The 24,391-nt window shown below is 59.1% G+C and carries 23 protein-coding genes and 1 pseudogene; 13 read left to right on the forward strand and 11 right to left on the reverse strand.

Features of this window, described 5'->3' with window-relative positions:
- Nucleotides 1–162: 162 nt before the first annotated feature.
- The 5 genes and pseudogenes from glyA to ACVWYU_RS10325 all read left to right on the forward strand — a co-directional run bounded on the left by glyA (nt 163) and on the right by ACVWYU_RS10325 (nt 5,347).
- Complete coding sequence (glyA, locus tag ACVWYU_RS10305; RefSeq protein ID WP_090325318.1) at nt 163–1,416, forward strand: serine hydroxymethyltransferase; 1,254 nt, start codon at nt 163–165, stop codon at nt 1,414–1,416.
- A gap of 226 nt (nt 1,417–1,642) precedes the next feature.
- On the forward strand, nt 1,643–2,206 hold the full coding sequence (locus ACVWYU_RS10310) for a hypothetical protein (protein WP_247254671.1): 564 nt from the start codon (nt 1,643–1,645) through the stop codon (nt 2,204–2,206).
- 323 nt (nt 2,207–2,529) lie between these two features.
- Nucleotides 2,530–3,790: pseudogene (locus tag ACVWYU_RS10315) on the forward strand (C4-dicarboxylate transporter DctA); the annotation flags it as partial.
- 119 nt (nt 3,791–3,909) lie between these two features.
- Nucleotides 3,910–4,614 (forward strand): FadR/GntR family transcriptional regulator, encoded by a 705-nt coding sequence (locus ACVWYU_RS10320; protein ID WP_457372636.1) that lies wholly within the window; start codon nt 3,910–3,912, stop codon nt 4,612–4,614.
- Between the two features lie 25 nt (nt 4,615–4,639).
- Nucleotides 4,640–5,347 (forward strand): GntR family transcriptional regulator, encoded by a 708-nt coding sequence (locus ACVWYU_RS10325; protein WP_457372637.1) that lies wholly within the window; start codon nt 4,640–4,642, stop codon nt 5,345–5,347.
- 95 nt (nt 5,348–5,442) lie between these two features.
- Here ACVWYU_RS10325 and yjiA read toward each other — a convergent pair whose 3' ends face one another.
- The 3 genes from yjiA to ACVWYU_RS10340 all read right to left on the reverse strand — a co-directional run bounded on the left by yjiA (nt 5,443) and on the right by ACVWYU_RS10340 (nt 8,855).
- Complete coding sequence (gene yjiA / locus ACVWYU_RS10330; protein ID WP_457372638.1) at nt 5,443–6,414, reverse strand: GTPase; 972 nt, start codon at nt 6,412–6,414, stop codon at nt 5,443–5,445.
- A gap of 162 nt (nt 6,415–6,576) precedes the next feature.
- Entirely contained in the window at nt 6,577–6,774 is a 198-nt protein-coding gene (locus ACVWYU_RS10335) for a YbdD/YjiX family protein (RefSeq protein ID WP_007937254.1), read from the reverse strand.
- A 14-nt stretch (nt 6,775–6,788) separates the two neighbouring features.
- Complete coding sequence (locus ACVWYU_RS10340; RefSeq protein WP_457372639.1) at nt 6,789–8,855, reverse strand: carbon starvation CstA family protein; 2,067 nt, start codon at nt 8,853–8,855, stop codon at nt 6,789–6,791.
- Nucleotides 8,856–9,013: 158 nt separating this feature from the next.
- On the opposite strand from ACVWYU_RS10340, the gene ACVWYU_RS10345 reads away from it, so the two are divergent.
- Nucleotides 9,014–9,382, forward strand: coding sequence for a PilZ domain-containing protein (locus ACVWYU_RS10345; protein ID WP_457372640.1), 369 nt, complete (start codon nt 9,014–9,016; stop codon nt 9,380–9,382).
- Between the two features lie 55 nt (nt 9,383–9,437).
- Here ACVWYU_RS10345 and radA read toward each other — a convergent pair whose 3' ends face one another.
- Nucleotides 9,438–10,805 (reverse strand): DNA repair protein RadA, encoded by a 1,368-nt coding sequence (gene radA / locus ACVWYU_RS10350; RefSeq protein WP_247254665.1) that lies wholly within the window; start codon nt 10,803–10,805, stop codon nt 9,438–9,440.
- 595 nt (nt 10,806–11,400) lie between these two features.
- On the opposite strand from radA, the gene mscL reads away from it, so the two are divergent.
- Nucleotides 11,401–11,814 (forward strand): large-conductance mechanosensitive channel protein MscL, encoded by a 414-nt coding sequence (gene mscL, locus ACVWYU_RS10355; protein ID WP_090325334.1) that lies wholly within the window; start codon nt 11,401–11,403, stop codon nt 11,812–11,814.
- Nucleotides 11,815–11,859: 45 nt separating this feature from the next.
- Here the strand turns inward: mscL and ACVWYU_RS10360 are convergent, their stop codons facing one another.
- Entirely contained in the window at nt 11,860–12,636 is a 777-nt protein-coding gene (locus ACVWYU_RS10360; RefSeq protein WP_457372641.1) for a ferredoxin--NADP reductase, read from the reverse strand.
- A 355-nt stretch (nt 12,637–12,991) separates the two neighbouring features.
- Between ACVWYU_RS10360 and ACVWYU_RS10365 the strand changes: the two genes are divergently transcribed.
- Both ACVWYU_RS10365 and ACVWYU_RS10370 read left to right on the forward strand, forming a co-directional pair.
- Nucleotides 12,992–13,723: a helix-turn-helix transcriptional regulator gene (locus ACVWYU_RS10365; RefSeq protein WP_457372642.1), complete on the forward strand. Its 732-nt coding sequence runs from the start codon at nt 12,992–12,994 to the stop codon at nt 13,721–13,723.
- Nucleotides 13,724–13,885: 162 nt separating this feature from the next.
- On the forward strand, nt 13,886–15,010 hold the full coding sequence (locus ACVWYU_RS10370) for a methyltransferase (protein ID WP_457372643.1): 1,125 nt from the start codon (nt 13,886–13,888) through the stop codon (nt 15,008–15,010).
- 75 nt (nt 15,011–15,085) lie between these two features.
- Here the strand turns inward: ACVWYU_RS10370 and ACVWYU_RS10375 are convergent, their stop codons facing one another.
- The 3 genes from ACVWYU_RS10375 to ACVWYU_RS10385 all read right to left on the reverse strand — a co-directional run bounded on the left by ACVWYU_RS10375 (nt 15,086) and on the right by ACVWYU_RS10385 (nt 17,787).
- The gene (locus tag ACVWYU_RS10375; protein WP_090325347.1) at nt 15,086–15,253 is read right to left on the reverse strand and encodes a DUF2474 domain-containing protein; all 168 of its coding nucleotides are present in this window, start codon (nt 15,251–15,253) and stop codon (nt 15,086–15,088) included.
- A gap of 86 nt (nt 15,254–15,339) precedes the next feature.
- Nucleotides 15,340–16,347 carry a cytochrome d ubiquinol oxidase subunit II gene (gene cydB, locus ACVWYU_RS10380; RefSeq protein ID WP_247254661.1) on the reverse strand — a complete coding sequence of 336 codons (1,008 nt, stop codon included), beginning with the start codon at nt 16,345–16,347 and terminating at the stop codon, nt 15,340–15,342.
- A 3-nt stretch (nt 16,348–16,350) separates the two neighbouring features.
- Complete coding sequence (locus tag ACVWYU_RS10385) at nt 16,351–17,787, reverse strand: cytochrome ubiquinol oxidase subunit I (RefSeq protein ID WP_247254660.1); 1,437 nt, start codon at nt 17,785–17,787, stop codon at nt 16,351–16,353.
- Between the two features lie 361 nt (nt 17,788–18,148).
- Here ACVWYU_RS10385 and ACVWYU_RS10390 point away from each other — a divergent pair, with 361 nt between their 5' ends.
- A complete protein-coding gene (locus tag ACVWYU_RS10390) occupies nt 18,149–19,387 on the forward strand; it encodes an MFS transporter (protein WP_457372644.1) in 1,239 nt (412 codons plus the stop codon).
- A 2-nt stretch (nt 19,388–19,389) separates the two neighbouring features.
- Here ACVWYU_RS10390 and ACVWYU_RS10395 read toward each other — a convergent pair whose 3' ends face one another.
- Nucleotides 19,390–19,941, reverse strand: coding sequence for a DJ-1 family glyoxalase III (locus ACVWYU_RS10395; RefSeq protein ID WP_457372645.1), 552 nt, complete (start codon nt 19,939–19,941; stop codon nt 19,390–19,392).
- 66 nt (nt 19,942–20,007) lie between these two features.
- Nucleotides 20,008–20,454 (reverse strand): DUF4879 domain-containing protein, encoded by a 447-nt coding sequence (locus ACVWYU_RS10400; RefSeq protein WP_457372646.1) that lies wholly within the window; start codon nt 20,452–20,454, stop codon nt 20,008–20,010.
- Nucleotides 20,455–20,673: 219 nt separating this feature from the next.
- Here ACVWYU_RS10400 and ACVWYU_RS10405 point away from each other — a divergent pair, with 219 nt between their 5' ends.
- Entirely contained in the window at nt 20,674–21,969 is a 1,296-nt protein-coding gene (locus ACVWYU_RS10405) for an NCS2 family permease (protein WP_248915583.1), read from the forward strand.
- Nucleotides 21,966–23,045, forward strand: a complete 1,080-nt coding sequence (gene trmA, locus ACVWYU_RS10410) for a tRNA (uridine(54)-C5)-methyltransferase TrmA (RefSeq protein WP_457372647.1) — start codon at nt 21,966–21,968, stop codon at nt 23,043–23,045. Before ACVWYU_RS10405 ends, trmA begins: the two co-directional genes overlap by 4 nt.
- A 55-nt stretch (nt 23,046–23,100) precedes the next feature.
- Here trmA and ACVWYU_RS10415 read toward each other — a convergent pair whose 3' ends face one another.
- Nucleotides 23,101–23,307: a tautomerase family protein gene (locus ACVWYU_RS10415; protein WP_047533558.1), complete on the reverse strand. Its 207-nt coding sequence runs from the start codon at nt 23,305–23,307 to the stop codon at nt 23,101–23,103.
- Nucleotides 23,308–23,426: 119 nt separating this feature from the next.
- Between ACVWYU_RS10415 and ACVWYU_RS10420 the strand changes: the two genes are divergently transcribed.
- Nucleotides 23,427–24,338 carry a LysR family transcriptional regulator gene (locus ACVWYU_RS10420; protein WP_248915587.1) on the forward strand — a complete coding sequence of 304 codons (912 nt, stop codon included), beginning with the start codon at nt 23,427–23,429 and terminating at the stop codon, nt 24,336–24,338.
- Nucleotides 24,339–24,391 lie beyond the last annotated feature (53 nt).

Raw genomic sequence — 24,391 nt, forward strand, 5'->3', positions numbered from 1 at the left:
AGACCCTGTGGGAGCGAGCCTGCTCGCGAAGAGGCCGGCAGATTCACCGCTGATCCCGTCATGAAGCCCACTTGTCTGCGACATGATGTCGTTTCATATGCCATCTAAAACCCGTTGGGTTAGAATGCCCCCCTTTTCCGCCCCCGATCCTTGAGGACCGCCATGTTCAGCCGTGATTTGACTATTGCCAAGTACGACGCCGATCTCTTTGCCGCCATGGAGCAAGAAGCTCAGCGCCAGGAAGAGCACATTGAGCTGATCGCTTCGGAAAACTACACCAGCCCTGCGGTGATGGAAGCTCAAGGCTCGGTACTGACCAACAAGTACGCCGAAGGCTACCCGGGCAAGCGCTACTACGGTGGTTGCGAGTACGTCGACGTGGTCGAGCAACTGGCCATCGACCGTGCAAAAGAGCTGTTCGGCGCCGATTACGCCAACGTCCAGCCACACGCTGGCTCCCAGGCCAACGCCGCTGTTTACCTGGCCCTGCTGTCGGCTGGCGACACCATCCTGGGCATGAGCCTGGCCCACGGTGGTCACCTGACCCACGGTGCCAGCGTTTCGTCCTCCGGCAAGCTGTACAACGCCATCCAGTACGGCATCGACGCCAACGGCCTGATCGACTACGACGAAGTCGAGCGCCTGGCGGTTGAGCACAAGCCGAAAATGATCGTGGCCGGTTTCTCTGCCTACTCGCAGGTTCTGGACTTCCCGCGTTTCCGTGCCATCGCCGACAAGGTGGGCGCCTACCTGTTCGTCGACATGGCCCACGTGGCCGGTCTGGTCGCCGCTGGCGTCTACCCGAACCCGGTTCCATTCGCTGACGTCGTGACCACCACCACCCACAAGACCCTGCGCGGTCCACGTGGCGGCCTGATCCTGGCTCGCGCCAACGCCGACATCGAGAAAAAGCTGAACTCCGCCGTGTTCCCTGGCGCCCAGGGTGGTCCGCTGGAGCACGTGATCGCTGCCAAGGCGATCTGCTTCAAGGAAGCGCTGCAGCCTGAGTTCAAGGCTTACCAGCAACAAGTGGTGAAAAACGCCAAGGCCATGGCCGGCGTGTTCATCGAGCGCGGTTTTGACGTCGTGTCCGGCGGCACTGAAAACCACCTGTTCCTGCTGTCGCTGATCAAGCAGGAAATCTCCGGTAAAGACGCCGACGCCGCTCTGGGCAAGGCGTTCATCACCGTGAACAAAAACTCCGTGCCGAACGACCCACGCTCCCCGTTCGTGACCTCCGGCCTGCGCTTCGGCACTCCGGCCGTGACCACTCGTGGCTTCAAGGAAGCAGAGTGCAAGGAACTGGCTGGCTGGATCTGCGACATCCTGGCTGATCTGAACAACGAAGCGGTGATCGACGCCGTTCGTGAGAAAGTCAAAGCCATCTGCAAGAAGCTGCCGGTATACGGTGCTTGATAAGCCCCGCTAGACCGCAGTAAAAGAACCGGCCAGAGATGGCCGGTTTTTTATTGCCAGAATACATACAAGCAACACATTTAATAAAACACCCCAAGCAACTCAGACCGCCTGTTTCAATATCCCCCCATTTAAATCCTTGCAACACACGCAATTCCAAAAACCAATAAAAACTACTTAACCTGAAACCCGCTTCATCCAACAAACTTAATGAACGGGTTACATCATGAATAGCAATACCGAAAAATCTTTCATCGCCACATTGAGAATGTTTGACCATAAAGTAAACCTACTCGAAGAACTCCATGGCAAACCGGCCATGGCCACCATCAAACACTTCAGCGGCGGCTTCTTTACCGGCAAGCCGCAGACCCAGAATCACTCCAGCCGGCTTGGCATATGCCCCAACGAGAAGATCGGTGAGGTGAAGCCATTGACGCTGCACTTCCGGCATACGGCCGATGGCTACATACTCTCAATAAAAAATACAGGCGAATATTACAATCACATCATCTGTGAAAAGTCGCTGGATACTTTTGGAGCCATTGACCCCGACGCTGATGAGCCGACAGTCTTTACCCTCCTCAACCAACAAGGCAACCCTGTTACATTGGACAATCTGCGACACACTCACTCAGCCGTTTCACTCAAGATAAAAAACAAACACTACTGGGGTGGACTCAAACTAAATGGCTCGCCCTATGTTTATCTTGGCAAAACCGAAGAGCGTTCAAAGATAACTTTCATCCTGAGCATTATTCAAAGAAACGTAGCTCACACCTCGTCCTGAAACGCCCTTCAATGTTTGAAAAGAGCGCCTCTGGAGCACCATCGACTGATGGGATTCGGAGGCTGACACGCGATGCCACCTCGACCGCCCCCTGAAAAATCGGCAGCCATTGCCGATTTTTTCTGCCAACCGCTCAAAACCAGAGCATTGCGCTCAACTGGTAAGACCGGTAAAGCCAATTACTCAATTTTTACTTGCGATCATCCGCATTCAGTGCCTAGACTGGCCCTGCACTGGACATACCGGTAAGACCACAATAATTAAGTGCTGACGTCGATCGGCTTTTGCGGACGACGGCCAGGACACCGACCAGGATTCCTCCCATGCTCAAATGGTGCTCGCGTTCAATCTTCCTCCAAGTGGTTCTCGGACTGGTGCTCGGCATCGTCTGCGGGCTGGCCCTCCCTGAATACTCCGCTCAGCTCAAGCCCCTCGGTGACGGGTTTATCAAGCTGATCAAAATGCTCATCGGCCTGATCGTGTTTTGCGTGGTGGTCAGCGGCATCAGCGGTGCCGGCGACCTGAAGAAGGTCGGGCGCATCGGCCTCAAATCGGTGATCTACTTTGAAGTGCTGACCACCATCGCCCTGGTGATTGGCTTGGTGTTCGCTTTCAGCACCGGGATCGGCAGCGGTGCGAACATTCATCTGGATCAGCTTTCCGCTGCCGACATGGGTGACATCGCCCAGCGCGGCCAGCACATGCACACCACCACGCAGTTTTTGATGGACCTGATTCCGACCTCGGTGATCGGTGCCTTTGCGGACAACAACATTCTGCAAGTCCTGCTGTTTTCGGTACTGTTCGGCAGCGCGTTGAATCTGGTGGGCGAAGCGGCGTCGGGCATTTCGCGGCTGATCAATGAACTCAGCCATGTGATCTTTCGCATCATGGGCATGATCGTGCGCCTGGCGCCGATTGGCGTGTTCGGCGCCATCGCCTTTACCACCAGCAAATATGGCCTCGATTCGCTGCAGCACCTGGGCAGCCTGGTCGGCTTGTTTTACCTGACCTGCACGGCCTTCGTGGCGTTGATCCTGGGCCTGGTGATGCGCTTGTCCGGCCTGAGAATGTGGCCGCTGCTCAAATATCTGCGCGAGGAACTGCTGATCGTCATGGGCACTGCTTCGTCCGACGCCGTGCTCCCGCAAATCATGCGCAAGCTTGAGCACCTGGGGATTGGCAGTTCGACGGTCGGGCTGGTGATACCTACCGGCTATTCATTCAACCTCGACGGTTTCTCGATCTACCTGACCCTGGCCATCGTGTTCATCGCCAACGCCACCGGCACACCGCTGGCCATGACCGACCTGCTGACCATTCTGCTGGTGTCGCTGATCACGTCCAAAGGCGCGCATGGCATCCCAGGTTCGGCACTGGTCATTCTGGCGGCCACCCTGACGGCAATCCCGGCCATACCGGTGGTGGGCCTGGTGCTGGTGCTGGCCGTGGACTGGTTCATGGGCATCGGCCGGGCGCTGACCAACCTGATCGGCAACTGCGTGGCAACCGTGGCCATTGCCCGCTGGGAAAAAGACATCGATGTGCAACGGGCGAACAAGGTGCTTTCCGGCCAGGTGGGTTATACCTTCCAGCCGCGAAAACCGGCCGCTTCGGCGCATCAGCAGGAATTCTGAATCAACGCTGTGCCGGTCCACCGGGCCGGTACGCCCCTACTACTTTCGATGCTCATGGAGCGAACAGTGATTACCTCGTCGACCGTTGTAAATTCAGTCGTGGAAAAACTTCGGGCCGCGCTGGCCCGCGGTCAGTGGCGTTCCGGCGAAATGTTGCCGGGACAACGTGAACTGGCCGAACAACTGGGCATCAGTCGCCCGAGCCTGCGTGAGGCGGTCATCGTCCTGGAAACCCTCGGTCTGGTGCGTTCCATGCCGGGCAAAGGCGTGGTGGTGCTGGAGACCAATCTCAGCGACAGCCAAAGCCACGACAGCGCCGTCGCTACGGCAAGCCTGGAAGACGTGCTGCAACTGCGCTACACCCTTGAGCCGTTCATCGTCGGCCTGGTGGCGCAATCGATCAGCAGCAAGGAAGTCGGGCAATTGCGCCTGACCCTGATGGACATGCGCGAAGCCCTGGAAGCCAACGACAGCGAGGCCGGGGTCAACGCCTACATCGCGTTCCACGAAGAGCTCTTCACGCTGACATCCAACCCGATCTTCCAGAGCGTGGTGCAGCAGACCAGCAACGCCCTCAAGCAAAGCGCCGAAGTGCTGCGCAACTCCCCGGAACATCTGGCTGAACGCCTCGAAGAGAACGAAGCCGTGGTGCGCGCGATCCGCAGCAAGAACAGCGCCCAGGCCAGCGCCGAGATGCGTCGGCACATTATTCGTGAAGGCCAGCGGATGGGCATCGAATTGAACATCCCGGAAGACAACTTCGGCAGTTGAAACCGCTTCGAACTGGAGACAGGCCATGAACAGCTTCGCTTCACCGCAAACACTCGTCGCCCTGCCCTTCCCTGGAACAAATGTCGGGAAGCCCTCAGCACAGGATCTTTATTCACGGATCTTCGACGCCATTCTCGAACAGCGCCTCCTGCCTGGCAGTCGCTTCACCGAGGACGGCCTGGGCCAGATGTTCGACGTTCGACGCAGTGAAGTTCGTAACGTGCTGACGCGGCTGTCCCATCAGCAAATCATCATCCTGCGCGCCAACCATCGCCCCCGTGTCGCCGCGCCCGATGCCGAGCAGACTCGGCAAACCCTGCACGCACGGCGCCTGACCGAGCTGACGCTGGTCAGACTGGCCTGTCAGCGACCGCTGCCAGAACAGCTGAAACGTCTGCACGCGCTGGTCGATAGCGAGCGCCAATGCACCGCGCGCGGCCCGGCGATTCGCTTGTCCGGGGAGTTTCATTTGCAGTTGGCTGAAATGGCGGGCAATGCGCCACTGGCGCATTTTCTCGGCAGTCTGGTGCCGCTCACTTCACTGGCGATTGCGCAGTTTGATACGCCGTTGGAGGGTTATTGCGTCTGGCAGGTCCATCAAGGGATTCTGCAAGCGGTCGAACTGGGGGACACCCGGAAAGCCGAGCGTTTGCTGAGCCAGCACCTGGATCATCTGGAGGCGGTGTTGCTCAATGCACAACCGATCTCCCGCCAGAATCGTGTTGCCGGTTAGATCGCCATCGCGAGCACGCGCGCTCCCACATTTGAAATGGCGGGAGCGAGGCCGGCTCGCGATAGCGACATCAGCCTCACCGAACATGGCAGCCCTTACTGCACCGCCACCCGCGCAAACCCCTCACGGATTTTCTCTTCCGGCAAATCATCGGCAATGAATACGATCACGCTCTCGCGCAATTCGTCCTCGGCCCATTCAGTGTCCCAGTCGAAGCCGTAAAGCTTGAGCACGCCCTGAAACACCATGCGTCGCGGTTCGCCAAGGATGTTCAACACGCCTTTGTAGCGCAGCAATTGCTTGCCGTGGTCTTCCAGCAGTTCGTTCATGAACTCGCTGAGCTTGTCGATATCCAGCGGTTTGTCGGTGCGCAGCACCAGGCTGGAAATGCGGTCGATGGACGGCGCCTTGGTCACGGGCCGCAAACTCACGCCACCCCCGAGGTCGGCATTGAGATTGAAACCGCGCACATCAAGCAACTCGGCAAGGTCGATCTTGCCGTGATCAACCACACGAATCGGAGCGCGACGATTGATCCGGGTCAGGCGCTCGCTCAACGCGTTGAATGTCGCGTCGTCCACCAGGTCACGCTTGCTCACCAGCAGTCGATCGGCGAAACCGATCTGCGCCTGGGCAATGGTCTGGGTCAGGTGCAGCTCGGCATGCGCCGCGTCGACCAGGGTGATGATGCCGTCAAGGATGTAACGCTCGCGCAGTTCTTCGTCGATGAAGAAGGTTTGCGCCACCGGAGCCGGATCGGCCAGTCCGGTGCATTCGATCACCAGACGATCGAAAGCGATATCACCGCTGTCCAGGCGTTCAAGCAGCAGATACAACGCTTTGGTCAGGTCAGTATGGATCGTGCAGCAGACGCAGCCGTTGGACAGCGTCATGACTTGCACCGGCTCGTCGCCCAACAGTTGGGTATCGATACCGGCATCGCTGAATTCATTTTCGATCACGGCGATTTTCAGGCCGTGTTCGGCTTTGAGCAGATGGCGCAGCAATGTGGTCTTGCCGGCGCCGAGGAAGCCACTAAGGATCGTGACGGGGATGGGAGAGGACAAAATTGATCTCCTGTTTCACAAAACTGATAAACAACACAAAACAAAAGTGGGAGCGAGCTTGCTCGCGATGGCGGCTTAACATTCAACATCACTGTTGATTGACAGTCCGCCATCGCGAGCAAGCTCGCTCCCACAGGATTTGCCGTTAACCCGCCTTCCGGATCAACAGCACTTCGGCCCACCCTTGCCACCGTAACGGGCTTCCTGGCGTTCGCGGAAGAACGCCTCGTAGCTCATCACCGGTTTGTCCGGGTGTTTGGTTTGCATATGCTCGACGTAGTTGTCGTAGTCGGGCATGCCGACCATCAGGCGCGCGGCCTGACCGAGGTATTTACCGAGGCGACTCAGGTCATTGAACATGCTGCAATCCTCGATCAAGCATCCGGCAGCGCCTGGAATGGCGATTCTTTATCCGTGCGTTCTTTTTTACCCCAGGCAGCAATGCCAACCTTGAGCGCATAGAACAGGATACTGAACACCACGAACAGGAACAGCGCGGTCAGTGTGGCGTTGGTGTAGGCGTTGAAAACCACATGCTGCATCTGCGTGATGTCCTTGGCCGGGGCGAGAATCTGACCATTGGCCAGCGCATCGCTGTATTTTTTCGCCAGCGACAGGAAGCCGATCGCCGGGTTGGCGTCGAACAGCTTGATGAAGCCGGCCGTGGTGGTGCAGATCAGCAGCCATGCCGCCGGCAACAAGGTCACCCAAATGTAGCGCTGGCGTTTCATCTTGATCAGCACGACGGTACCAAGCATCAGCGCGATACCGGCCAGCATCTGGTTGGAGATGCCGAACAGCGGCCACAAGGTGTTGATACCACCCAATGGATCAATCACGCCCTGGTACAACAGCCAGCCCCACATCGCCACGCAACCGGCGGTCGCGATCAGGTTGGCGGTCCAGGATTCCGTGCGGCGCAGCGCCGGCACGAAGGAACCCAGCAGGTCCTGCAGCATGAACCGCCCGGCACGGGTGCCAGCGTCGACCGCCGTCAGGATGAACAAGGCTTCGAACAGGATCGCGAAGTGGTACCAGAACGCCATGGTGTTTTCACCCGGCAGCACGCTGTGCAGGATCTGCGCGATGCCGACCGCCAGGGTCGGCGCACCACCGGCGCGGGCCAGGATGGTGGTCTCACCGATGTCCTTGGCCACTGCTTGCAGGGCGTCCGGCGTGATGGCGAAGCCCCAGCTGCTGACGGTTTGCGCAACGGCCACGACCTCACCACCGACCACGGCGGTCGGGCTGTTCATGGCGAAATACACGCCTGGCTCGATCACCGAGGCGGCGACCATGGCCATGATGGCGACGAAAGACTCCATCAGCATGCCGCCGTAACCGATGTAGCGGGCATTGGTTTCGTTATCCAGCAGCTTCGGCGTGGTGCCCGAAGCGATCAATGCGTGGAAACCGGACACCGCGCCACAGGCGATGGTGATGAACAGGAACGGGAACAGACCGCCCTTCCACACCGGCCCGGTGCCGTCGATGAACTGGGTCACTGCCGGCATTTTCAGCTCGGGCATGGTGATCAGGATGCCAATCGCCAGGGCGACGATGGTGCCGATCTTGAGGAAGGTCGACAGGTAATCCCGTGGCGCCAGAATCAGCCACACCGGCAGCACCGCTGCGACGAAACCGTAACCGATCAGCATCCAGGTGATCTGGATACCGGTGAAGGAAAACGCCTTGGCCCACACCGGATCGGCGGCAATCTGCCCGCCCAGCCAGATCGAACCCAGCAGCAGGACCACGCCAATCACCGAGATTTCACCGATGCGGCCCGGGCGGATGTAACGCATGTAGATGCCCATGAACATCGCGATCGGGATGGTCGCCATCACCGTGAAAATACCCCATGGACTTTCGGCCAGGGCCTTGACCACGATCAGCGCCAGCACCGCGAGGATGATGATCATGATCAGGAAGCAGCCGAACAGCGCGATAGTCCCGGGAATGCGGCCCATTTCTTCACGGACCATGTCGCCCAGGGAACGGCCGTTGCGGCGGGTGGACATGAACAGGACCATGAAGTCCTGCACGGCGCCAGCCAGCACCACGCCGGCGATCAGCCACAGCGTTCCGGGCAGGTAGCCCATCTGCGCCGCCAGCACCGGACCGACCAGCGGACCTGCGCCGGCAATGGCCGCGAAGTGGTGACCGAAAAGGATGTGTTTATTGGTGGGGACGTAATCCAGACCGTCGTTGTTGAGCACGGCGGGAGTGGCCCGTCGCGCATCGAGTTGCATGACGTTGTTAGCGATAAACAGACTGTAGTAGCGATACGCAACCAGATAAATGGCCACGGCAGCGACCACAATCCACAAGGCGTTGATCGCCTCCCCTCGGCGCAATGCCACGACACCCAGGGCGCACGCACCTATGATTGCCAGCACCAGCCAGGGTAGATGGCGTAGCGGGCTATTATTATTTTTCATTTTATTATTCCGGCCAGAGTGGACAAGAAAGACAGCCACCCCGAGTTTAGACCTCCTGACGGCAAAGGTCATACCCCGACATTGGTCTAGCCGCCCCTCTCGCTGGCAGCCTTGCGTACGGCGGGTCTATAGTCAGCGAACCTAACGAGGATTGCGCCATGAGCAACCACCCTGCCGACCGCCGCCGCTTCAAACGTATTGCGTTCGATGCACGAACCGAGCTCCGTCAGGGTGAATGCACCTGGCCGGTAAAGCTGATCGACCTGTCACTCAAGGGCTTGCTGATCGAACGGCCCACCCCGTGGCTGGGCAATCCGCAGCAGGAATTTTTCGTCGACATTCATCTGTCCGAAGACACCGACATTGCCATGGATGTCGAGTTGACCCACGAAGACAAAGGCCAGCTCGGCTTTGTCTGCCGGCATATCAGCCTGGAATCCATTGAGCGCCTGCGGCGGGTGATCGAGCTCAACCTGGCTGACGAAGCCGAACTTGAACGAGAGTTGGGTGCCCTGATCGAAATCTGACGAACCGGCACCATCCCGAAGCTTGCTTCACAGGGATCAAGTCCAGCCCGGAAACTTATTCGAAGAGTGCGTCCAGCGCCTGCTCCAGACGGGTCACAGCAATAATCTGCAGACCGGCCGGCGCCTCTTTCGGCGCGTTGCCCTTGGGCACGATGGCGCGCTTGAAGCCGTGCTTGGCGGCTTCTTTCAGACGCTCCTGGCCGCTCGGTACCGGACGCACTTCACCGGACAGCCCCACCTCACCGAATACCAGCAGATCATGAGGCAACGGCCGGTTGCGCAAGCTGGACATGACCGCGGCCATCAACGCCAGATCGGAAGCCGTTTCCAACACTTTCACACCACCGACAACGTTAAGGAATACATCCTGGTCGTGGGTGGGAATTCCGCCATGACGATGCAACACCGCCAACAACATCGCCAGACGATTCTGATCCAGTCCCAGGGTTACCCGGCGCGGGTTGGCCAGATGGCTGTCATCCACCAGCGCCTGGACTTCGACCAGCATGGGTCGGGTGCCCTCCCACGTTGCCATGACCACACTGCCCGGGACTTCTTCCTGAGCACGGGTCAGAAAAATCGCCGAAGGGTTGGAGACTTCTTTCAGGCCTTTGTCAGTCATGCCGAACACGCCCAGTTCGTTCACCGCACCGAAACGGTTTTTAACCGCCCGCAGCAAGCGCAAACGCCCATCGGATTCGCCTTCGAAATACAGCACGGTGTCGACCATGTGTTCCAAAACGCGAGGCCCCGCCAATGCACCCTCCTTGGTGACGTGGCCGACCAGGAAAATCGCCGTGCCGCTCTGCTTGGCATAACGCACCAGCAATGCGGCGCTTTCACGAACCTGGGACACGCCCCCCGGAGCCGATTGCAACTGCTCGGTGAAAATCGTCTGGATCGAGTCGATCACCATCACCTTGGGCTTTTCCTGGCGAGCCGTGGCGATAATGGTTTCGATACAGGTCTCGGTCATGACCCGCAACCGATCCTGAGGCAACCCAAGGCGTCGGGCGCGCATGGCCACTTGCTGCTGGGATTCTTCGCCGGTGACGTAAAGTGCCGGCATGCTTTTGGCCAGGTTGCACAAGGTTTGCAGCAGGATCGTCGATTTGCCGATGCCGGGATCACCGCCGATCAGCACCACCGAACCGTCCACCAGACCACCGCCCAACACCCGATCCAGCTCACTGGACGCCGTGGAAAAACGCGGAATTTCCTCCACGCTGACTTCGGCCAGGGTCTTGATCTGTGCCTGTTGCCCCGCCCAACCGGTACGACCGCTGGGCGCTGCCGCCCCGCCGCTTTCCACCATGGTTTCAGTCAGCGTGTTCCAGGCGCCGCACTCGCCACACTGGCCGGCCCACTTGGGGAACGTTGAGCCGCACTCGGTGCAGCCATACATGCGCTTGGCCTTGGCCATCGGAACCCCCGGCAAAAATCGCGATGATAACCCAGGTGACGCGCATCAGTGCGGCGCTGGCGTCCGCCGAGTCACCGTCTACAACTTTTGAGAATGGGTTAATACATGTAACTATGTAGTTAACTAAAAACCTGTACAACTTTTTTAAAATCAACCGTCAACTTCGTATATAAGCTTGTACACACCCACTACAACCAGCAAAACAACGTACAACACACACATAAAACTCTTGCAGCACACCAAACAAAAAATGCACCAACCATTTACTTAATCTTTGCTTCCTCCCTTCAACACGCCTGCTCAAACTTCAAAAACCACCAAACCTCAAGTAAAAATTAATTCATATTTCCATGCTCAATCCCGCCGCTTCCCATTCCCAACTTTCCACACCTGTACGATAAATCGGCGCAACAGATCGACCGCAAGAAAGCCTCGAAACCCTTTTTCGCTCTCGCTGCGATGATGGCATTTTCAAACTTTTTGGCGTCGATCCGGTCGACAGCAGGCAGCACTTGTAAGCAGGCGTTTCGAGCAAGATGCGTTTTGCTGATTTACACTGCGTTCACCAACCTCATCTGTAACAAGGAAATAACCTATGGGCGTGATAAGTGAGTTCAAGGCCTTCGCGGTCAAGGGCAATGTGGTCGACATGGCCGTTGGTATCATCATCGGTGCCGCCTTCGGCAAGATCGTCACGTCATTTGTCGGTGATGTGATCATGCCACCAATCGGGCTGTTGATCGGTGGGGTGGACTTCAGTGACCTGGCCATTACGCTCAAGGCGGCCGAGGGTAACGTCCCGGCGGTGGTATTGGCCTACGGTAAATTCATCCAGAGCCTGATCGACTTCCTCATTGTCGCTTTCGCGATCTTCATGGGTGTCAAAGCCATTAACCACTTGAAACGCGAAGAGGCGGTCGCGCCAACCGTGCCGCCGGTTCCGACCAAGGAAGAAGTGTTGCTGGGCGAGATCCGAGATCTGCTCAAGGCCCAGAACAACCGGCCTTGAACGCTTCCACTGAATGAAATCGGCGCCCTTGAGGCGCCGTTTTTTTTACCAGAAATTTTCCACGGCCACCTGGCCAGGTCGCCGGCTGAGGCTCAAGTGCATACCGCGCTGTTTGAGCAATTTGCGCGTGTCATCGATCATCTGCGGATTACCGCAAAGCATCACCCGCGAGTGTTCGGGCGAAAGGGCCACGCCAGCGGCCCGCTCCAACTCTCCATCTTCGATCAGGGTTGTAATACGCCCGTTCAAGACGCCCGGATGCTGTTCGCGAGTCACCGTGTTAATAAGCTGCAGTTTGTGCGCGAATTCCGCCAGGTACTCACGCTGCGCCAGCCCCGCGATAAGGTCTTGATAAGCCAGCTCCCGTGACTCACGGACGCTGTAGACCAGGATGATCCGCTCGAATTTTTCCCAGACCTCGAAGTCCTGCAGGATCGACAGAAACGGCGCCAGCCCCGTGCCTGTGGATAACAGCCACAGATCACGCCCGTCAACGAAGCGATCAAGCGTCAGGTAACCAAAGGCCTGGCGATCGACCAGCAGTGTATCGCCGACACCCAATCGGCTGAGCTCGCTGGTGAACTCGCCTCCCGGCACAACAATGGAGAAAAACTCCAGGAACTCATCAAAGGGTGAGGACACCATCGAATAGGCGCGCCAGACCGTGCTGCCGTCAGCCTTGGTCACGCCGAGCCGGGCAAATTGCCCCGCGCGGAAGCGAAACCCCGGATCCCGCGTAGCCCGCAGGGTGAACAGATTCGGCGTCAACGGCTGAACGTCGAGGAGGGTCTGGCGAGTGAATTTCTCGTCACTGACGGTCATGGGGGGGGGCTCCATTCAACAGATGGCCCAGTGTCTCGCAAAGTGCACGCCCTATACACCTATGTTTTGTAGTGCCTTTTTAGAGCAACTACTCTCAACATACAATTTACACAACTTGTTTAAATAACACGCCATCTAAAAGCGCCTTTAAATTACAGCACACATATGATGACCAAACAGTGTAATGCGCCTCTTACACCAACAGCGTTAGAACCAAACCAAAAACTCTCATGAATTAAACAAAACAAAATATTATCACCACCACTGTAGGAATTACCCTACAATTTCGTGGGCTCGCCACTTTGGATCCAATCATCCGCCATACACCAGCCCCATCGAAAACAGGAGCCGCATTATGGAGAGATGGAAGACGTCTCAACTCAACTACCTGTCGACCACAGCCGATCTTGATACGGCCTACCGGATATCACTGAACTTCGCGAAAAACTTCGGTTTCAAATTCTTCGGCTTTTCAACCAGTTATACCTCTAACACCGAACGACTGAGTGCTCTGCGGTTGAACAATTATCCATCAGACTGGAACGCTGATTACGAACAAAGAAAACTGGCAGGCATTGATCCAGTAGTGGCGCATTGCAATCAATCTGAATTACCAATCCTCTGGAGCGAAGAGCTGTTTGCCAACGCCCCCCATCTCTGGGACACCCTTGAACAAGAAGGACTTCAACACGGCTGGTCACAAGCCATTCACGACGACGAAAGCGGTCTGTTCAGCATTTTGAGCCTGGTGCGAAGCCACAGTCCGATCACAGCGTTGGAGCTGTACGAAAATCTCGGCGCTTCCGCGTTCATCTGCCATCACCTGCATAGGCTGGTTGCGCAAACCCTGCCCAAGACGTCGGCTACACAGTACGTGCCGCAATTATCGCTACGGGAAATCGACGTCTTGAAACTGGCGGCAGATGGCAAGACGGCCTATGAGAGCGCCCGGATTCTCAATCTCAGCCCGCGGACGATCAATTTTCATGTCCAGGAAGCCATCCGCAAATTCGAGGTCAATAACAAGGTTTCAGCCGTCATCGCTGCGGCCAAGGCCGGTTACCTCAATAAAGATGCAGCGCCCTGATTCGAAAACCTGCGAGTATTCCGACACAAAAAAACGTACCATTCGCGGTCCTTCCTGAGTGATGACGTGTGAAATTCCACGACGCAGTCCGCTCGGTTGGCCCCGCCCGCCAAGACGCTTCTGGGCCGCGGGATACCCGTTGATTACCCAGAGCCCCGCCCCATGCCCTTGCTCGAAACACCCTTCGCCAGCCTCGACCTGATCCGCCAACCCGAACAGCAGAACGAACCGCTGCAAGCCTTTGATGCGGCCGATGAGTACCTGCTCAACCATCTGGCCGAACAGCAACCCTCGGCCGAGACGCGGGTTCTGGTGCTGAACGACAGTTTCGGTGCATTGGCAGCCAGCCTGGCGGGCAAAGTCAACGTCACCAGCAGCGGCGACTCATTCCTGGCCTTTCAGGGTCTTGAAAAGAACCTGGCACGCAATGGCCTGCCATTTGACGGCGTACCGCACATACCCGCCAGTGAAGCGCTCAAGGGGCCCTTTGACCGGGTACTGGTCCGGGTACCTAAGACCCTGGCCCTGCTGGAAGAACAACTGATCCGCCTGCAAGACCAATTGGCTCCGGGTACCCAGGTGATCGCGGGCGCGATGATCAAACACCTGCCGCGTGCTGCGGGCGATCTGCTGGAGCGCTACATCGGCCCGGTGCAGGCGTCCCTGGCGGTGAAGAAAGCACGGCTGCTGATCGCCACGACTGAAGCAAAAGTCTCTGTGGTATCGCCCTACCCGACTCGCTATCGACTCGATGCACCGGCCATCGAACTGCTCAACCACGCCAACGTGTTCTGCCGTGAAGGCCTGGACATCGGCACGCGGACGTTTCTGCCACACCTGCCGAAGAACCTCGGCAGCGCACGGGTCGCCGACCTCGGTTGCGGTAACGGCGTTCTGGCGATCGCCAGCGCCCTGCAAAACCCCGAGGCCCATTACACCCTGGTCGATGAGTCGTTCATGGCTGTGCAATCGGCCGCCGAAAACTGGCGCGCCGCACTGGGCGAGCGCGATGTGGTTGTACGCGCGGGCGATGGTCTGGCCGGGCAGGAACCTCAATCGCTGGACGTGGTGTTGTGCAATCCACCGTTTCACCAGCAGCAAGTTGTCGGCGATTTCCTGGCCTGGCGGATGTTCCAGCAGGCCCGGGAAGCCCTGGTGACAGGCGGTGCGTTATACATCGTCGGCAACCGTCACCTGGGGTATCACAGCAAGCTCGCGCGGTTGTTCCGTGGGGTCGAGCAAGTAGCTGCCACGCCGAAATTCGTGATTCTCAAGGCCCGCAAATAACCAGGCGCAAAAAAAACCCTCCATCGGAGGGTTGTAAATCCGCGCCGCAAGGCTGCGGGATGGGATGTCAGGTATTCAGTGTGTGGTCAGGCCGGCGGCGTTCATGAACATCCGCATCAGGCTGGCGACGATAAACAATGCGCCGACACTTCCCGCCCAGATCAGGGCCAACCAGCCGAGCCGCTGCCACAGCGGCTTTTTTTCCGCTTGCTCGATGTCGTGCAGGGAATGTTTGTTGCTCATGGCCTAAACCTCCAATCAAGGTGGGTGGCGCCAGTCATGGCGCCATCGCGAACAATCTCGCTCCCACAAATCCGCGCAACAAAAGCCTAGTGGTAACCGTCTTCATGGGTGACCTTGCCGCGAAACACGTAATAGCTCCAGAAGGTGTACCCGAGGATGAACGGAATGATGAACAGCGTGCCCACCAGCATGAAGCCCTGGCTCTGCGGCGGTGCCGCGGCGTCCCAGATCGAGATCGACGGTGGCACGATATTCGGCCACAGGCTGATACCCAGGCCGCTGTAACCGAGGAAGATCAACACCAGCGTCAGCAGGAACGGCGTGTAGTGCGCATTACGGGCCACCGCGCGGATCAGGCCGTACAAGGTCACCAATACCAGGATCGGCACCGGCAGGAACCAGAACAGGTTAGGCAACGTGAACCAGCGCGCCGCAATCTCGGCATGGGCCAGTGGCGTCCAGATGCTGACGATACCAATCACCGCCAGCAATACGAACGCCAGGGGTCGCGCCAGGTCATGCATTTGTTCCTGCAACTTGCCCTCGGTCTTCATGATCAACCAGGTGCAGCCGAGCAATGCATAGGCCACTACCAGTGCAGCCCCGCAGAACAGGGTGAACGGCGTCAGCCAGTCCAGTGACCCTCCGGCGAACTGACGATTGACCACCGGCAAGCCATCGATGAACGCCCCCAGCGCCACGCCCTGGAAGAAGGTTGCCGCCACCGAACCACCGATGAACGCCTTGTCCCACAGGTGGCGCTTGTCGTCCCTGGCCTTGAAGCGGAACTCGAAGGCCACACCGCGGAAAATCAAACCGATCAGCATGAACATCAACGGCAGGTACAACGCCGAGAGCACTACCGAGTAAGCCAGCGGGAATGCTCCGAACAACGCGGCGCCCCCCAATACCAGCCAGGTTTCATTGCCGTCCCAGACCGGAGCGACGGTGTTCATCATCACGTCGCGGTCACTTTTGCCGGGGATGAACGGGAAGAGAATCCCGATCCCCAGGTCGAAGCCGTCCATGATCACGTACATCATGATGCCGAAGATGATGATCACGGCCCAGATCAGCGGAAGATCAATACCCATGATTCAAACCTCCTTGGTCGCGGTGCGGTCGGCATCGGCGTATTCATCGTCGGCTGCGGACAGCGGACGTGCCGGTGTGCGTTTCTGGCCAGGCCCCCCTTCGTTGGTCTCCTTGCCTTCGTCGATCTTCGGCCCTTTGCGCACCAGGCGCATCATGTAGCCCAGACCGGCACCGAACAGGGCGAAATACACCACGACAAACAGGATCAGGGTGATGCTCATCTGCATGAAGCTATGGTTGGACGACGCATCCGCCGTACGCATCAGGCCGTAGACCACCCAAGGCTGACGACCGATTTCAGTGGTGAACCAGCCGGCGAGAATCGCGATCAGGCCGGACGGCCCCATCCACAACGCCAGGTACAGGAACGGCCGCGAGGTATAGAGCGTGTCGCGCTTGCGCAGCCACAGGCTCCACAACCCGGTGAAGATCATCAGGAAGCCCAGGCCAACCATGACCCGGAACGACCAGAAGACGATGGTCGAATTCGGCCGGTCTTCAGGCGGGAACTCCTTGAGCGCGGGTACCTGTTTGTCCAGGGAGTGGGTCAGGATCAAGCTGCCGAGGTACGGAATCTCGACGGCGAATTTGGTCTTCTCTTCTTTCATGTCCGGCCAGCCGAACAGGATCAGCGGCGTCGCCTCGTTGCCTTTGTTTTCCCAGTGGCCCTCGATCGCGGCGATTTTGGCCGGCTGATGCTCGAGCGTGTTGAGGCCGTGGAAGTCACCGATGACCGCCTGAATCGGCGCCACGATCAGCGCCATCCACATGGCCATCGAGAGCATGGTGCGGATCGCCGGGTTGTCTTTGCCGCGCAGCAAATGCCAGGCCGCCGAGGAGCCGACGAAGAAGGCCGTTGCCACGAACGCCGCCGTGGCCATGTGCATCAGGCGATACGGGAATGACGGGTTGAAGATCACCGCCAGCCAGTCGGTCGGAATGACCTGGCCGTTGATGATCTCGAAGCCCTGCGGGGTCTGCATCCAGCTGTTGGACGCGAGAATCCAGAAGGTCGAAATCAAGGTGCCGATGGCGACCATGACCGTGGCGAAGAAGTGCAGACCGCGGCCCACCTTGTTCCAGCCAAACAGCATGACGCCGAGGAAACCGGCTTCAAGGAAGAAGGCCGTCAGCACTTCATAGGTCAGCAACGGTCCGGTCACTGACCCGGCGAAGTCCGAGAAACGGCTCCAGTTGGTGCCGAACTGATACGCCATGACCAGACCCGAAACCACGCCCATGCCGAAGTTGACCGCAAAGATCTTCGACCAGAAGTGGTAGAGGTCGCGGTAAGTGTCGTTGTGGGTTTTCAGCCACAAGCCTTCGAGTACCGCCAGGTAACTCGCCAGACCAATGGTGATGGCAGGAAACAGGATGTGGAACGAGATGGTGAACGCGAACTGAATTCGGGCGAGATCAAGAGCCTCTAAACCGAACATAAGTCTTCCTCTGTCAGGTAGTACGGCTGCCGGCGCGAAGCCTGCATCCACGGTTCCCACGGGTATGGAGTGCGGCGAATTCGAATTCGTTCTTTTTTTTACCAGCATCGCAACGCAGGGAGTCTGGCGTTCTGGTCACAGGATCAATTCCTTTCGAGGGTGTTGATCTGGATCAAGCAACGTTGAAAGAGTAGTCCCATTTGCGGGGATGAACCGCGTGGTCTTTTGCCGCGTGACAAGTTGCCTCACCGGGGCGAGCCCGACGAATCGGTGTCTAGCTAACTAAATTTCCCGAGATGGCAACTTCCTGTTACAGCTTGATGATAATCTCTCCCTTTCCCACACCCAGATCTGCCTCCAGATGCCCAGCCAAGAGCCCTTGCTGTTACGTCATCACCGCCCATTCATCGCGTTCTGGCTGGCCCGGATCTTTACCGCCAGCGGCTTTCAAATGCTCACGGTGGCCATCGGCTGGAACCTGTACCAACTGACCGGCAACGTGCTTGACCTGGGTCTGGTCGGGCTGGTGGAGTTCGCGCCGCGCGTGCTGTTCATGCTGCACACCGGGCATGTGGCGGACCGCTACGACCGGCGCAAGGTCGCGGCGATTTGCCAGTCCGTGCAAGCGCTGATTGCCCTGTCGCTGGCGATCGGCAGCGCGACCGACCATGTCACCCGGGAAATGATCTTCATCCTCGCGTTCCTGCTCGGTGCCGCGCGCTCCTTCGAGATGCCGACCACCCAGGCCTTGCTGCCGAGCATCGTGCCCGGGGCCTTGTTTCCCCGGGCCGTCGCCGCCGCCCAATCGGCCCAGCAGTCGGCAACCATCGTCGCCCCGGCCCTCGGTGGTTTGCTCTATGCGTTTGGCAGTGTCTGGGTCTATGGCCCGACGGTGATCCTTTACCTCATTGCCTGCTCGCTGATGCTCAACCTGCCCGCCCGTCAGACGCTGCTGAACAAGGGCAAAGCCACCCTTGATTCGTTACTGGCCGGAATTCGCTTCATTCGCAGTCGCCCGGACATTCTCGGGGCCATCTCCCTGGACCTGTTTGCCGTCCTGCTGGGTGGCGCGACGGCGTTGCTGCCGGTTTTTGCCAAGGACATTCTGCTGACCGGCCCGTGGGGCCTGGGTCTACTGCGTTCGGCGCCTGCGGTGGGTGCGCTGTTGATGTCATTGTTCCTGGCGCGATTTGCCGTGGAACGCAACGTCGGGCGAGTGATGTTCACCGCCGTGGGCGTATTCGGGGTGGCGACCATCGCCTTCGGCCTGTCCACCTCGTTCTGGTTCTCGCTGGGCGTGCTGGTGATCCTTGGCGCGGCCGACATGATCAGCATGGTGATCCGCGCCTCGTTCGTGCAACTGGAAACCCCGGACGAAATGCGCGGCCGGGTCAGCGCCGTGAACGGGTTGTTCATTGGCGCTTCGAACCAATTGGGAGAATTCGAATCCGGTCTGACCGCCCACTGGTTTGGCACGGTGCCGGCGGTGGTCATGGGCGGTATCGGCACGCTGGTGGTGACCGGTGTCTGGATCAAGCTGTTCCCGAGCCTGGCCGGCCGCGATCGCATGCATGTGCCGAAGGAAGAAGCGAAGGTCTGACGCTAAGCCAGCAACTCCCCGGCCACCACCGTTCGCGTGGCCTTGCCGCAGAGTTGCTCCACCAGCGCCAGGGCGAACGGCAGCGCGGCGCCCGAACCCTGGGCCGTGATGCAGTTGCCATCGACCACCACCGGTTGATCGACGAAGGTGCAGCCTGACAGTTGATGGCTGGCCGAAGGCAGGCAGGTCATGCGCCGCTGGCGCAACACGCCGAAAGCCTGCAGCGCCAGCGCGGGGGCCTCGGCGATGCCCGCGAACCAGCGACCGGCCGCGGCCTGGTCCTTGATCAACTGTTGCAAGGGTTGATGGTTCGCCAGGTGCTGCGCCCCCACCGCGCCGCCGGGCAGGACGATCAGGTCGAATGGCTGGGCCAGCAGGTCCACCAGCATGGCATCGCAAGTCAGGCGGGTGCCGCGGGCGCAGGTGAGCATGCGTCGCCCCTCGATGCTGGCCACCACCACTTCCACTTTGGCGCGGCGCAGCACGTCGACCAGGGTCACGGCTTGCAGGTCATCGATGCCCTCGGCGAGGGTAATCAAGGCTCTAAAGGTCATAAGGGCAATCCACGGAGTGATCCTTAAAGCGTAGTCAGCTTTCCCGCCTCATGTTCGAACCCCGTCTTACTTGATGTAGAGCTGCGTCGACAGGGTGTTGCCCGGGGGATTGATCGAGGTGTCGCTGAAGGTGAACGTGCCTTGCTGCTTGCCCGCCATATCGAAGATGTATAGATAGCCGACGGTTTTCCTGCCGACGGTGCATTCCGTCAGGTTGCCGTTATCAAAAGCGCAGACCGGGGTGCGGGTACCGTTCACCTCAAAACCGTCCAGGGCGACATGCGCCTCACGCCCATAACCGACTTCCAGCACGAAAACCCGAATGTTCGGCCCGGCGTGATTGCAACGCGTCTCCACTTGCCCTTCGGCAATGCTTTCAAAACCGCAGGCCGGTGACTCGACTTTGAGCACTTTCAATTGAGTCAAGGGTGGCGCCGAGGCCGCCGAGGCACTTTGTGCCCCCAGGGTCAGGGCCAGCAACATGCCAATGCCGATAAACAGACGCTTTTTCATGCAATACCCTTCCCAAAAAACAGCGCGCAGTATGGCTGACTTGGGCCAAAGGCAAAACATCGACGACGATCACCGCCATAAGCAGCCATAACCCCACGCTACTGGTATGATGCGCGGCTTTTTCCGACCCAGCGAAAATTCTCGGGCGCCTGCAACGGCCTGTGCTTTGCTGTTGAGGTCGATACATTCACGGCGCCGGGCGCGCCACGGGGAGCAGACATGCTGGAAAGGCTGTTTCAACTCAAGGCACACAACACCAACGTACGGACCGAGATACTGGCGGGCGTCACCACCTTTTTGGCCATGGCCTACATCCTGTTCGTCAACCCGAGCATCCTCGGCGAGACCGGCATGGACAAGGGTGCGGTGTTTGTCGCGACCTGTCTGGCTGCCGCCATCGGCTCCACGGTAATGGGGCTGATCGCCAACTACCCGATCGCCCTCGCACCGGGCATGGGCCTGAACGCGTTCTTCACCTACACCGTGGTCCTGCACATGGGTCACACCTGGCAAGTGGCGCTGGGCGCGGTGTTCATTTCGGCGGTGTGCTTCTTCCTGCTGTCGATCTTCCGCATCCGTGAATGGATCATCAACAGCATCCCGTTGCCATTGCGCTCGGCGATTGCCGCCGGTATCGGCCTGTTCCTGGCGCTGATCGCCCTGAACAAAGCCGGCATCGTGGTCAGCAACCCGGCGACCATGGTCGGCCTCGGTGACCTGAAACAACCGGCACCGATCCTCGCCACCCTCGGCTTTGCCCTGATCGTCGCCCTCGAAGCGCTGGCTGTGCGTGGCGCCGTGCTGATCGGCATTCTGGTGGTGACCATTGTTTCGATCGCGATGGGTTTCAGCCCGTTCGGCGGCGTGATGTCGATGCCGCCTTCGCTGGCTCCGACCTTCCTGCAACTGGACATCAAGGGTGCATTGGACATCGGTCTGTTCAGCGTGATCTTCGCCTTCCTGTTCGTCGACCTGTTCGACAACTCCGGCACCCTGATCGGCGTCGCCAAGCGCGCCGGCCTGATGGGCAAGGATGGCCACATGCCGAAAATGGGCCGCGCCCTGATCGCCGACAGTACCGCCGCCATGGCCGGTTCCCTGCTGGGCACCTCGACCACCACCAGCTACATCGAATCCGCCGCCGGCGTGAGTGCCGGTGGCCGCACAGGCCTCACCGCCGTCGTGGTGGCGATCCTGTTCCTGCTGGCGCTGTTCTTCTCGCCACTGGCCTCCAGCATTCCGGCTTACGCCACTGCCCCGGCGCTGCTGTTCGTCGCCGTACTGATGACATCCGGCCTGGCCGAAATAGACTGGGACGACATCACCGTTGCCGCACCGGTGGTGATCACCGCCCTGGCGATGCCATTCACTTACTCCATCGCCAACGGTATCGCTTTCGGCTTCATCTCGTGGACCGCGATCAAACTGCTCTCCGGTCGTGGCCGTGAGCTGAACCCGGCGCTGGTGATTCTGTCGATTCTGTTCGTGATCAAGCTGGGTTGGTTCAACGCATGACTTTTGATTCCCAGGCCTACGCCGCTCAGCTCGAAGAAAAGGTCACGCGTCTGCGTGACCTGCTGGCGCCTTTCGATGCGCCGCAGCCGACCGTGTTCGACTCGCCGCTGCAGAACTTCCGCCTGCGCGCCGAATTCCGCCTGTGGCGCGAAGCCGGCGAGCGCCACTACGCGATGTTTTCCCAGGAAGACAAGCGCACGCCGATCCTGATCGAAGAATTCCCGATCGCCAGCCAGCGCATCAACCAGTTGATGCCGCAGCTCAAGGCCGCCTGGCAAGCCAGTTCCGCCCTGAGCCACAAGCTGTTTCAGGTGGAATTCCTGACCACCCTGGCCGGCGACGCCATGATCACCCTGTGCTACCACCGCCCGCTGGACGAACACTGGCACGCGGCGGCCTCGCAGCTGGCGGAGCAACTGAACGTCAGCGTGATTGGCCGCTCCAAGGGCAAACGCGAAGTCATCGGTCACGATTACGTGGTGGAGAAGCTGGAAGTCGGCGGCCGTACCTTCAGCTATCGCCAGCCCGAAGGCGCCTTCACGCAGCCCAACGGCACCGTGAACCAGAAGATGCTCAACTGGGCGTACGAGGCACTGGGCGATCGCCCGGACGACTTGCTGGAACTGTATTGCGGCAACGGCAACTTCACCCTGCCGCTGGCCACTCGCGTGCGTAAAGTACTGGCCACCGAAATCAGCAAGACCTCGGTCAATGCCGCGCTGAGCAACCTCAGCGAAAACGCTGTGGATAACGTCACGCTGGTGCGTCTGTCCGCCGAAGAGCTGACCGAAGCCTTGAATGAAGTGCGGCCGTTCCGTCGCCTGCACGGTATCGACCTCAAGAGCTACGAGTTCGGCAGCGTATTCGTCGACCCGCCGCGCGCCGGCATGGACCCGGACACCTGCGAACTGACCCGACGCTTCGACAACATCCTCTACATTTCCTGCAATCCGGAAACCCTGGCGGCCAACATCGCCCAACTGCACGACACCCACCGCATCACCCAATGCGCGCTGTTCGACCAGTTCCCCTGGACCCACCACATGGAATCCGGCGTGTTACTGACCCGGCGCTGAGTGCAGGTGCCAGACATGAAAAAGCCGTCTCCGCGACGGCTTTTTCATGTCTGACTCACCCCGGCAAATTCTTTCGATATTCCGTGGTGGTGATGCCCTTATACCCCCAGTTATCGGTGTCAATTTCCTCGATCACGATGTGCGTCAGTTCAGGCGGTTTGCCGAGGACGCGCTGCAAGGTTTCGGTGATCTCCGCGATGACCTGGGCTTTCTGCTCCCGGGTCACGCCGTCACGGGTAATACGAACGCTGACAAAAGGCATGCTATATCTCCTGCTCGCTGATCAAGAAAGGCTCGGCACAAGGAACTCACTGTATCCGTGTGCAAGCATCTGATAAATACTGATTCACACACTTCATTTGATCCCCGGTGTAATCAATCATGCAGCGACAATTCGACGATCTTCAGCTAGGCAGTATCGAGCTGTTTTGCCTGGCCGCCGAGGCCGGCAGCTTTACATCGGCCGCACTGGTGGCGGGCGTCACCCCGGCCGCCGTGAGTCGCTCGGTGTCACGCATGGAAGAGCGCCTGGGTGTACGGCTGTTCGCGCGCACCACCCGCAGCGTCAAGCTGACCGACAGTGGTCGGCGCTACTACGAAGAATGCCGCCAGGCGCTGGCCCAACTGGTTGAAGCCCAGCGCGAAGTCATGGGCCAGCAGCAAGTACCCTCCGGGACCTTGCGCATCAGTATTCCCACCACCTACGCCCACCATCGAATCCTGCCGTTGCTGCCGGCCTTTCGCGCGCGTTTCCCGGCGGTGAAGGTCGAGTCGCACATCAGCAATCGCAATATCGATTTCGTCGGCGAAGGCTATGACATGGCCATTCGTGTGCGCGCCATTCCGGACTCCGGCCTGATCGCCAGGCCGCTCGAGGACGCCGAACTGGTGATGGTTGCGAGCCCCGATTACCTCCAGCATGCCGGCACGCCGCAAACCCTCGACGACCTCCAACACCACGAATGCATCCAGTACGAACTGCCCAGCAGCGGCCGTCGTATCGCCTGGCTGTTCAACGACCAAGGCGTGCAGCGGGAAATTCTGGCCGAGGGCAACTTCAGCTGTTCCGACGACGTATTGGGTGGCGTGACCCTGGCCAAACACGGTGCCGGCCTGTTTCAGACCTATCGCTTCATTGTCGAAAAGGAACTGGCCGATGGCTCGCTGCTGGAAGTACTCAAGCCATACGGCGGGCGCTCGCGACCGTTCACCTTGCTCTATCCGCAAAGTCGCCATGTCCCCCTGAGATTGCGGGCGTTTATCGATTTTCTGCTTGAGCATCTGCCACGTTGAACACGAAACCGTCCGATCACCGCACACAAACAGTCCGGTGACTCGCTCTTCAA

The sequence above is a fragment of the Pseudomonas sp. TE12234 genome, from assembly GCF_054061835.1.

What these genes read in the sequence shown, in the direction of transcription:
- glyA (WP_090325318.1), top strand. Translation starts at nt 163, where the DNA reads ATGTTCAGCCGTGATTTGACTATTGCCAAGTACGACGCCGATCTCTTT.
- ACVWYU_RS10310 (WP_247254671.1), top strand. Translation starts at nt 1,643, where the DNA reads ATGAATAGCAATACCGAAAAATCTTTCATCGCCACATTGAGAATGTTT.
- ACVWYU_RS10325 (WP_457372637.1), top strand. Translation starts at nt 4,640, where the DNA reads ATGAACAGCTTCGCTTCACCGCAAACACTCGTCGCCCTGCCCTTCCCT.
- ACVWYU_RS10335 (WP_007937254.1), bottom strand. Translation starts at nt 6,774, where the DNA reads ATGTTCAATGACCTGAGTCGCCTCGGTAAATACCTCGGTCAGGCCGCG.
- ACVWYU_RS10340 (WP_457372639.1), bottom strand. Translation starts at nt 8,855, where the DNA reads ATGAAAAATAATAATAGCCCGCTACGCCATCTACCCTGGCTGGTGCTG.
- ACVWYU_RS10345 (WP_457372640.1), top strand. Translation starts at nt 9,014, where the DNA reads ATGAGCAACCACCCTGCCGACCGCCGCCGCTTCAAACGTATTGCGTTC.
- radA (WP_247254665.1), bottom strand. Translation starts at nt 10,805, where the DNA reads ATGGCCAAGGCCAAGCGCATGTATGGCTGCACCGAGTGCGGCTCAACG.
- mscL (WP_090325334.1), top strand. Translation starts at nt 11,401, where the DNA reads ATGGGCGTGATAAGTGAGTTCAAGGCCTTCGCGGTCAAGGGCAATGTG.
- ACVWYU_RS10360 (WP_457372641.1), bottom strand. Translation starts at nt 12,636, where the DNA reads ATGACCGTCAGTGACGAGAAATTCACTCGCCAGACCCTCCTCGACGTT.
- ACVWYU_RS10365 (WP_457372642.1), top strand. Translation starts at nt 12,992, where the DNA reads ATGGAGAGATGGAAGACGTCTCAACTCAACTACCTGTCGACCACAGCC.
- ACVWYU_RS10370 (WP_457372643.1), top strand. Translation starts at nt 13,886, where the DNA reads ATGCCCTTGCTCGAAACACCCTTCGCCAGCCTCGACCTGATCCGCCAA.
- ACVWYU_RS10375 (WP_090325347.1), bottom strand. Translation starts at nt 15,253, where the DNA reads ATGAGCAACAAACATTCCCTGCACGACATCGAGCAAGCGGAAAAAAAG.
- cydB (WP_247254661.1), bottom strand. Translation starts at nt 16,347, where the DNA reads ATGGGTATTGATCTTCCGCTGATCTGGGCCGTGATCATCATCTTCGGC.
- ACVWYU_RS10385 (WP_247254660.1), bottom strand. Translation starts at nt 17,787, where the DNA reads ATGTTCGGTTTAGAGGCTCTTGATCTCGCCCGAATTCAGTTCGCGTTC.
- ACVWYU_RS10390 (WP_457372644.1), top strand. Translation starts at nt 18,149, where the DNA reads ATGCCCAGCCAAGAGCCCTTGCTGTTACGTCATCACCGCCCATTCATC.
- ACVWYU_RS10395 (WP_457372645.1), bottom strand. Translation starts at nt 19,941, where the DNA reads ATGACCTTTAGAGCCTTGATTACCCTCGCCGAGGGCATCGATGACCTG.
- ACVWYU_RS10400 (WP_457372646.1), bottom strand. Translation starts at nt 20,454, where the DNA reads ATGAAAAAGCGTCTGTTTATCGGCATTGGCATGTTGCTGGCCCTGACC.
- ACVWYU_RS10405 (WP_248915583.1), top strand. Translation starts at nt 20,674, where the DNA reads ATGCTGGAAAGGCTGTTTCAACTCAAGGCACACAACACCAACGTACGG.
- trmA (WP_457372647.1), top strand. Translation starts at nt 21,966, where the DNA reads ATGACTTTTGATTCCCAGGCCTACGCCGCTCAGCTCGAAGAAAAGGTC.
- ACVWYU_RS10415 (WP_047533558.1), bottom strand. Translation starts at nt 23,307, where the DNA reads ATGCCTTTTGTCAGCGTTCGTATTACCCGTGACGGCGTGACCCGGGAG.
- ACVWYU_RS10420 (WP_248915587.1), top strand. Translation starts at nt 23,427, where the DNA reads ATGCAGCGACAATTCGACGATCTTCAGCTAGGCAGTATCGAGCTGTTT.